The sequence below is a fragment of the Aquaspirillum soli genome (genome assembly GCF_054781915.1).
The window spans coordinates 1-9,760 of record NZ_BAAGTM010000027.1 but is presented as its reverse complement, the minus strand read 5'-3'; the positions used below and the strand labels follow the sequence as shown (position 1 = coordinate 9,760).

The 9,760-nt window shown below is 50.7% G+C and carries 4 protein-coding genes; 3 read left to right on the top strand and 1 reads right to left on the bottom strand.

Annotation, left to right across the window (positions count from 1 at the left end; translation table 11 throughout):
• Nucleotides 1-350, top strand: a 350-nt coding sequence (locus tag ACYVJG_RS12755) for a hypothetical protein (protein WP_460431389.1), incomplete at its 5' end; no start/stop codon positions are given.
• A gap of 137 nt (nucleotides 351-487) precedes the next feature.
• Here the strand turns inward: ACYVJG_RS12755 and ACYVJG_RS12750 are convergent.
• Entirely contained in the window at nucleotides 488-1,189 is a 702-nt protein-coding gene (locus tag ACYVJG_RS12750) for a helix-turn-helix transcriptional regulator (protein ID WP_460431388.1), read from the bottom strand.
• A 419-nt stretch (nucleotides 1,190-1,608) separates the two neighbouring features.
• Here ACYVJG_RS12750 and ACYVJG_RS12745 point away from each other — a divergent pair, with 419 nt between their 5' ends.
• Both ACYVJG_RS12745 and ACYVJG_RS12740 read left to right on the top strand, forming a co-directional pair.
• On the top strand, nucleotides 1,609-1,833 hold the full coding sequence (locus tag ACYVJG_RS12745) for a hypothetical protein (protein ID WP_460431387.1): 225 nt from the start codon (nucleotides 1,609-1,611) through the stop codon (nucleotides 1,831-1,833).
• 36 nt (nucleotides 1,834-1,869) lie between these two features.
• The coding region (locus tag ACYVJG_RS12740) for a DUF4347 domain-containing protein (RefSeq protein ID WP_460431386.1) at nucleotides 1,870-9,760 on the top strand (7,891 nt) is incomplete at its 3' end.

Sequence of the window (9,760 nt, the reverse complement as noted above, 5' to 3'; positions counted from 1 at the left end):
ACATCATGGCACAGCTGACACATACACCGGTAATGACTGTTTTGCAATCTCTAGAGCAAATGAGCCAAACCAAGGAAGAACGGTTACGGGCATTGGCACGTGAACGTGCGGTGTGGGATTACAACACTGACATCATCACTGCGCGGGAAGAGGGTAGAGAAGAAGGTCGAGAAGAGGGCCGTGAAGAAGGCATGAAAATATTCCTCCGCAGTATGATCGAAACAAAATTTGGTCAGCCATTACCAGATTGGGTGTTGTCGCGGTTACGGGCAGCGACGCCGGAGCAGTTGCAGCAATGGGGGGTATCGTTAACGCAGGCGCAGCGGTTAGAGGATATTTTCGAGGGTTGATCAGCACGATTGCCGTATGTAGGGGAGGCCCCTGTGCCTGCCCTGATATTTGTGTCGGTTCGTGTTACATACGGCGGTGTTTTGCCGTCTTTTTCCGATAGTTTGGGCACAAAAACAGTGCCCAAACTACCGAATTATCATAACTCCAGCAATCCCAGTTGTATCGACTTGATCACAGCGGCAGTCCGATTGTTTACCTCAAGCTTCCGATAGATATTTTTCAAATGCCACTCTACGGCATGGTCTGAAATGCTCAACTTATCGGCAATATCTGGGTTCTGTCGGCCATGGGCCAACAGCAAAAGAATCTGTCGTTCACGCGCAGTCAAGCTCAAAGGCTTTTGCGTTTGCAAGGGCATAAATAGGTGGTGCAGCTTGTGAGCCAATAACTGTAGGATTGTCTTCCCCGGGTTGTTGATCGCTTCCAGGGATTGGCAGGCAAAACCAATCGCCACCGCCTGGCCCCACGGACCATGCACAGGAACGACATAGCCATCCCGCATGCCGCAATCGCGGCAATCCAAGAACAACTCACGATCCTGTTTCGGCAAGGTTTTTTCCAGCGTTGACCATTGAAAAGGCACGGAACTGATTTCAGTCCGCTGACGGACCGGATTACGCGATAGATAACCCTTGGCCTGGTAAATCTCTTGCCAAGCAAGTGGGTAGCTTGTTGCCGCCCAATTCTTGCTCGCATCGGGATGATTTCTTACAGGCGCATGGATCACATGCTCGAACCCAACTTGGCGAGCCTGTTCGCAGGCGATGCGAAATGCGTCCTCTGGTGTATTCACTGAGGCAAACGCCTCATCCAGGTTAAGAAAAAAATCAGCACGCAAAGAAATGTCCTTACTCAGCCAGTGAAGAAAAAGGCAAACCCGTTAAGTACAGCAAAAACTACGGGGTTCCGTAGTTATCTTGAGAAAAACAACCGCCTACCATTGACGAATGCCAAGCAAAGGCACCTGTCGTTTCCTACAGGTACCGCCATCCCACCCTTTGGGGTCCTGAAATTCTTTGTCCCAGCGGGGCAGGATACAGAATACATGGATTGATTTCCCTTTCAAGTTATACGTGAACATGGCGCGTTGGTGACGGATTGGGGAGTGCGACAGCCAATTTACCCCTTGTCAATACCAATGGAGCGTGTCTTATTATGGGCTATCAAGCTAAATTTTTAGAAAAACCGCTGGTTGCGTGATTCACGCGACCGGCGGTTTTTTTTGCGTTGATTTTTTGTGCATGAAGGGAAGATTAAATGACTGATAAAAATAATTTGAATGAAAAAGAAGTGGGTGTTGTTGTGTCTTCTTTTGTGATTCATGCGCGGGATTGGGATTCGATTGAGCAAGCGGCGGATTTATTGCGGTTAGAACCGATGGAGTTTGTAAAAGTAGCACCGTATTTATTAGCAAGAAGGGTGATTGAGATTGACGACAGGATGGAGCAGCGAATTAAAGATGTTTTGGATTTGTATCGTTAATTTGAATAATTAAATTATATTTTGAGGATGAAAAAAATGAGTAATGTTGAAAAATCTTTTGAGAACCAAATCGTTTCAGCACCTGCGGTGTTGCGTCCGGCGGTAGCAGCGTTAAATCAGGGGCGTTTAGAAGCTGCGTTTATTGATACCAGTGTGGCGGATTGGGAAGTTTTAGCGGCAGGGGTTCCAGAGGGTATTGAGGTTGTTTTGTTGGATGGTCAGCAAGATGGTGTATTGCAGATGGCTGAATGGGCAAAAAGCCATACGGGCTATGATGCCATTCATATTCTTTCGCATGGTAGTGCAGGCAATATTCGGCTTGGAACCGCAGATTTAAATAATAGTGCTTTTAATCAGTATCAAAATGAGTTATCAAAAATTGGAAATAGTTTAACCACTGATGGCGATATTCTCGTTTATGGGTGTCATGTCGCTAATGGTGAAGTCGGTCAGGAATTTATTGGCAAATTGGCACAGGCAACAGGGGCAGATATTGCTGCGTCGGAAGACTTAACGGGGGCAGCGGACAAGGGTGGGGATTGGGTGCTGGAGAAGGCAAGTGGTGATATTAACGGATTTGCTCTGCAATTTCATGAATACACTGATGCATTGAATCTAACGGGTGCGACCGCCACTACCAACGACCAAGGCGCAATCGACGTAGGACAAACTTCGGCAGTAATTGACGGTAATGTCGAACTTCAATATGTTGACTACGCTTACCAGTTTGATTTTTCAGTAATCGACGCTACTAATTCTACGCTGACTGTTTATGATAATTCGGGAGAAAATGGTGCTATTAATACGCTGACTGTTCCCATTACTTTTTCCGGCGGTGTTTTTGGGCAAATGATTAGCGCAACTCGTGATGATGTTAATAGTACAGATGCTCACAAAACTGATTGGTCTGCAACAGTAAACGGGGATACACTGACGGTTGTGCGTGCAACTGGTGGAGATGGGACGGGATCGTATCAGACAGTAGCCAATACGCCTATCATTTTTAATCTGGTGACCCAAGAAAAACCAATCATATTATCATCGACATATAACGCCATCACTGGTGTTCTAACTGTTACTGGGACAAATTTTGTAGCCCTAATAGGTGCGACCAATGATATTGATCTGAATAAATTTTCCATCACTGGTCAAGGCGGTGGAACGCAAGCGTTGACTGGTGAGGTGGAGATAACATCGCCAACCGAATTCTCGGTGACATTGAGTGGTGCCACTAAAACAGCTGTAGATGCACTCTTAAATAACAACGGTACGCAATCCTCTGGTGGTACTACATACAATCTATCCGCAGCGGAAGATTGGGCGGCAGGTGCTGTTGCGGCTATCAATATCGCAGACACTACGGGCAATGGCATTACTGTGAGCGGTGTTGGGGCATCCGACACCACCCCACCTACTTTCGACGTCACCCCTTCCGCTGGTTCAATTACTTCTAGCAGTTTCACGCCTTCGGCTTCTTTGAATGAATCAGGCACTGTTTACTATGTGGTTGTACCAAATAACGCAACAGCTCCAACTGTTGCAGAAGTCAAAGCAGGCACCGCATCAGGCGGTGGTGCAGCCTTAGCCAGTGGTAATAACATAGCCAGTACAGGCAGTTTCGATACCAGCTTTAGTGCGGTGACAGGATTAGCCGCTGGTACGGATTATGATGTTTACTTTGTAGCAAAAGATGCTGCTAATAACGATCAGGCTAGTGTGACGAAGGTGGATGTGCTGACAGTGGCAGCTGCAAATACTGCCCCCTCTATATCCAACTTTTCGGATACGCTGAACTACGCCGTCGGCAGTGGTGCCGTCGTCATTGACCAAGGCACAGCTGCCAGCATCACGGATGACAGCGCCAATTTTGATACCGGCACATTGACCGTTACAGGAGCCGGTACGGGTGACTTGATTCGGGTGCAAAATCAGGGAGCCGGAACCGGTCAGATCGGCGTGAGTGGTTCAACCATCACTTACGAAGGCACCACGATTGGCACGTACACGGGCGGGCTTGCCAGCAACCTGACCGTCACCTTCAACGCCAATGCCACGCCCACGGCAGTAGCCGCGTTGCTGCAGGATCTGACCTACCGCAATGATCTGATCGAGAGTTCAACGAGCCGGACGCTTGCCATCACGGTTTCGGATGGTGACGGCGGCACCTCATCGGCGGTGAATGTCACGATTAATGCCTCGCCAGCGACTTCACCCAGCGCCACCTTGCTGACCAAAATTGGCGAACAGTTCAGATCGGGAAGCATCGGCGGCTATAACGCTGCAAACGACAAGGGTGCCATCGCTGTCGTCGATCCGAACCCGCTCAGTACGGATGGGTTGGCTACAACCTGGGCAGACCAGGATGCCTTTTTCATGTACGAAGGCAAGCTGTACGGGATGTTCGTCGATCCTGTCAGCGCATACGGCTATCGCTTCGGTCGCTTCGACGGGACGCAGGTTGAATACTTCGGCACCGAAACCTTCGAGGCGATGAATTCGCATGCGCTCGGTGATGGCAAGATCTATTTCACCGGAGGCTTGCTGCCGAACTCGGGCGGTTTCAAGGTATTCGAGTTTGATGTTGCCAACTCCACGCTGACCGCGCTGGCTGCGACGCAAGGGGATGCTGGCATCCAGTATTACGACGGCAAGGTGTATTTCTTCGGCACCAATTACACCGTTTCCCGGTGGAGTGGCACGGCCGTTGATGCCGTGTGGACCGCCAACCAAAGCTCAGCCACCTTCTCTAACAACATGGTGGTGATCAACGGCGAACTATATTTCGGTGCGCAGCAGCCTAACGGCGAGGGCGGGGTACTCGACCAACATTTCAACGAAATTTTCAAATACAACTCGGCCACCAATACCATAACGCAGATTACCGATCGCAATGTAGCGACCAACTTGTGGAACACGGTGATGCCGAAACATCTCACTGCCCACGGTGGGAAGCTTTTCTTTTCGGGTTCGAATTCGAGCTACAACCCAGCTGATATCAACGACACCTCAGAACTGAATGATCAAGATCTGATTTCGGTTGCAAGCAACGGAACGGTCGTAACCGAGTTCGATACTGGCGATAATGGAATCGTTGGTGGCGTTTGGGCCATAAACGGAACGCTGTATTTCTCGGCAACAATGAGCGGCCATGGCTACAGCAATTTGTATAAGTACAACAACACTGGTGATGCGACAAACATTACGGGATTTACCAGTGGCGCCCATTCCATCAAGGATGTTCTTGCCTACAATGGCGATCTTTATTTCACGGTATCCCCGGCTTCCGGGGAGGGCGGCACGCTTTACAAGTACAGTGGCTCAACGCTGACGCCGGTGTCGGCATTCCCCACCCTCGTTGCGTCGGGGGACGATAAGCAGGGGTTTGAACCCGGCCTTGTCGTGTTTACCGGAGAGCTGGCGCCGGTCGTCTCCGATACCGTTGATATCGTCGGTATGCTGGCTGGAGAATCAAAAGCAGTGGCACCGGTACTCACGGTCACCGACATCGATTCGGCGTCGATCACCGGTGCGACCGTCACCATCAGCGGAGGACGGATGACGGGCGATAGCTTGTCCTTCATCACTGCCCATGACATCACTGGCAGCTACGACAGCAACACTGGCGTACTGACGCTGAGCGGAACGACGAGTGCTGCCAATTACCAAAGCGTGTTGCGCAGCGTGAGTTTCACCGCTGGCAGCACGGCGGGCCAGCGTGAATTCCAATTCAGCGTTACCGACAGCGACGGCAATTCGTCCTGGGCCAGTTCGCCCGCTGGCAAGGCTTACATCGCGGTGGGCTCGGCTGGTGGCAATGTGGTCACGATTGACTTCGCCAATGATCCGACTGCTGGCGCAACTGTTGGGTCGTTCGATATCGCCAATCCGAATCTCGGGAACATCACGTTTGCTGTGGACAATGCCAGCGATTCAACCGTTGGTCTCGCGTGGGATTCAGGAACGGAAGCACTCAACATCGTCTCGGACTATACCAATCCCACCAAACTGACGATCAGCTCGTCGAATGGCAAGGAGTTCGACCTGCAGGGGCTGCGCTTCAACGACAACGTCAACTGGGCAACCGTCGATCTCGTTTTCACCGGCTTCAAGGACAGCGCACAAACCGCTCAGGTGACGATGCCCGCGTTCAGCGTCAACCAATTTGGGACCATCGTTCTGCCAACGACTTTCGACGATGTCGACAAGGTGGAAATCAGTCTTGGTACGATTACACAGAGCCAATCGATCACTTCGATTGCCGGACTGATTGATGATGTAATTATTTTAACTACTACTGTTGGCCCTACGCTCACTACACCCACCGCCATTACCCTAACCGACACAGCCGCCGATGACACCTTTACCAATACCACAGGGACAATCAGCGCAACGGCATCATCAGGGTCAATTACAGGATATGGTATTGATGGTGGGGCAACAGGTGCCTACACCGTTGGCAGTTCAACCTATCAAGTCAGCAAGGCAGGGACTTACGGCACGTTGTATGTGAACAGCAGCACAGGGGCTTATGAATACGTCCCAAATGCCCCAGCGGTGAATGCCATATCTGCCAACCAATCCGAAACCTTTTCGGTGCAGGCGACTGACGGTGCAGGCACGGGCAGTGCTACCCTGACCATCAATGTAACTGGTGTGAATGATACCCCGACACTCACAGCACCCACTGCCGCCAGTTATACCGACACCGCTGCCAGTGACACCTTCAGCAACACCACAGGCACATTAGCAGGTAGCGATAGAGACACTGGCGCAACCCTGACTTACGGCATCACAGGTGGCACGACAGGTGGAAGTGATACTGTTGGTGCAATTACTTATGATGTCAAAAAAGTAGGCACTTACGGCACGCTGTATGTCAAATCCACAACTGGGGATTATGTGTTTGTGCCTAGTAATTCGGGCGTTAATGGCGTAGCGAGTGGTGCAACACCGTCAGAAACCTTCACCATGACTGCTTCCGACGGCACAGCGAGTACAACCCAAACCTATACCGTGAATGCAACTGGTGCAAACGATGCCCCAACCCTCACTATATCAGCTGGTAATGCCTCATTTTCCGAAGGCAACAATGTTACTTCAACCCCAGTTGCCATTGATTCAGGGCTAACGCTTGCTGATGATGATCATACCAGCCTCGCATCTGCCACCGTTTCGATCACCACAGGGTTTCAAACCAGCGAAGATGTCTTAGCGTTTACCAACGATAACAGTACGATGGGCAATATCACTGCCAGTTATGCCAGCGGTACAGGTATTTTGACATTGACCTCGGCAGGGGCAACAGCGACGAAAGCACAATGGCAAGCGGCATTGCGAGCCGTGACCTATACCAACAGTTCAGAAACGCCCGATACCACCAACCGAGTCATCAGCTTTGTGATTAACGACGGCATAGATAACAGCACAGCAGGCACAAAAACTGTTGCGGTTATTAGCGTCAATGATTCGCCTGTGATTGCCAACCTTGATGGCGATAGTGTTAATTTTGTTGTCGGTGGTTCAACCCCGATTAAATTAGATACGGGAACAGCCGCCACGGTAACGGATGCGGACAATACCAATTTCAATGCTGCTGTTCTAAACGTTGACAACTACACCGCTGATACCGACCAAGGGTTAGGCGACTTCTCATTTGATGGTACGACGGTAAAATCTGGTGCGGATGGTGTTATTGCGGCAGGTGAAACGGTTTCTGTTGGTGGTGTTGATATTGGTACCATCGATGGTACCAATGACGGCTTAGGTGGCAACAATCTACAAATCATCTTTAACAGCAGTGCAACAGCAAGTAATATCTCAACCCTATTACAAAACCTCTACTACCTAGAAGATGCCACGGCAACAGAATCGGGGTTAAGAGACTATCAGATTTACTTGGTTGATGGGGGTTCAACCTCCAACAGTGCCACCTCTAATATGACAGGTGGACAACCACCTAGTATTACCTCTGCCACCTACGATGCCACAACAGGCGTGTTGACCGTGACAGGGGCAGACATGAGTACAGGGGCGGCAATTGATGAAACCAAACTCACCATCACTGGCGAAGGCGGAGCCACTTACACCCTAACCGAAACAGGCAATATTACAGCTACCAGCGGTACAGCCTTTAGCATTACCCTCAGCGCAACCGACAAAGCCGCTCTCAATCAAATTCTGAATAAAGCAGGTGCAACCTCAACAGGCGGAACCAGTTTTAACCTTGCAGGTGCAGATGGTTGGTTCGCCACTGGCTATTCGGATACCACAGGTAATGTAATGACCGTGAGCAATGTACCTGTTCCGACCATCACTTCAGCCACCTACAGCAGTAGCACAGGAACATTAGTGGTTACAGGCACAGGCTTTTTGAAATACGCTGGAGCCAATAACGACATTGATCTCTCTAAACTTACCTTTACGGGTCAAGGGGGAGGAACCTATACACTCACCACCACAACCGATGTTGAGATCACCAGCGCGACCAGCTTTACTGCGACCTTATCGGGTGCTGATAAAACGGGCGTAGATGCTTTGCTTAACAAAGCAGGAACCAGCTCTAACGACAACACCACCTACAACCTTGCCGCTGCTGAAGATTGGGCAATGGGCGCAGATGCTACAGTAACCATTGCAGATACCACAGGCAATGGCATTACTGCCAGTACCGTACCGAGTGTATCGAGCGTGGCAATTACCTCAGCGACAGGGGCAACCAATAACACCTTAAATGCAGGTGATGTGGTCACCGTGAGCGTTACCATGACCGATAACGTCACGGTGACAGGTAGCCCAACCGTTACCCTTGTGATTGGCACAACCGAAGTTACAGCAACCTACGATGCGGCAAATTCAACGGCAACCGTTCTAAAATTCACCTACACCATTTTAGCCACACAAACCGATGCTGATGGAATTGGTATCAAAGCGAACAGCTTAACCGCTGGTACATCCATTAAAGATGCTGCGAATAACGATGCAAGCCTAACTTTCTCAGCTGTTGCAGACAATGCCTCTTATAAAGTAGACACGACTGCCCCAACCACCACATTCAGCACTGTTGCCTTGAACGCAGACACCGGCAGCAGTTCCACCGACTTCAACACCAAAACCGCCAGCCAAACCCTAACCGCGACACTGAGTGCCGCACTGGATACTGGCGATAAACTATTTGGTTCACTCGATGGTGGCACGACTTGGATTGACATCACCAGTAAAGTCACAACGACCCATTTATCTTGGGATGGTGTCACCCTCAACAACACCGGCAATCTAAAACTCAAAGTCACCGATGCCGCTGGTAATGACAGCACCGTGCATACCCAAAACTATGTTCTCGACACCAGTAACCCGACTGCGTTGAGCTTGGTGTCCTCATCATTAAGCACCTCTGCGGCTTCCGTCGGTGCAACGGTCAGTGCTTTCTCCACCACCGACACACCGGCTAATGGCACGTTTAGCTACCAATTAGTCGAAGGAGAATCTGATACCGATAACGGCAAATTTACGATTGAAGGAGGCAGCCTAAAAATTGGCGGGGATGCGCTTGCTGCAGGAACTTATCAAATACGGGTCAAAGTGACGGATCTGGCCGGTAATAGCTATGAAGCCCCACTGACTATCACCGTCAGTGCCCCGCCGCCCCCTCCAGCACCAGAGCCCACACCGACGCCCGTCCCAACGCCAGAACCCACACCGACACCGGTGCCAACACCCGTACCCACGCCAGAACCTACACCGACGCCGGTGCCAACGCCAGTCCCTACGCCAGAGCCAACACCGACGCCGGTACCTGTTCCCGTCCCGACACCAGAGCCGATTCCAACACCGGTACCAACGCCCGTTCCAACCCCTGTCCCCACACCAACACCGGCTGGCACGTTTGACGGGGTGACGGTGAATGAAACGGTGCAGAGTGATGGCACCA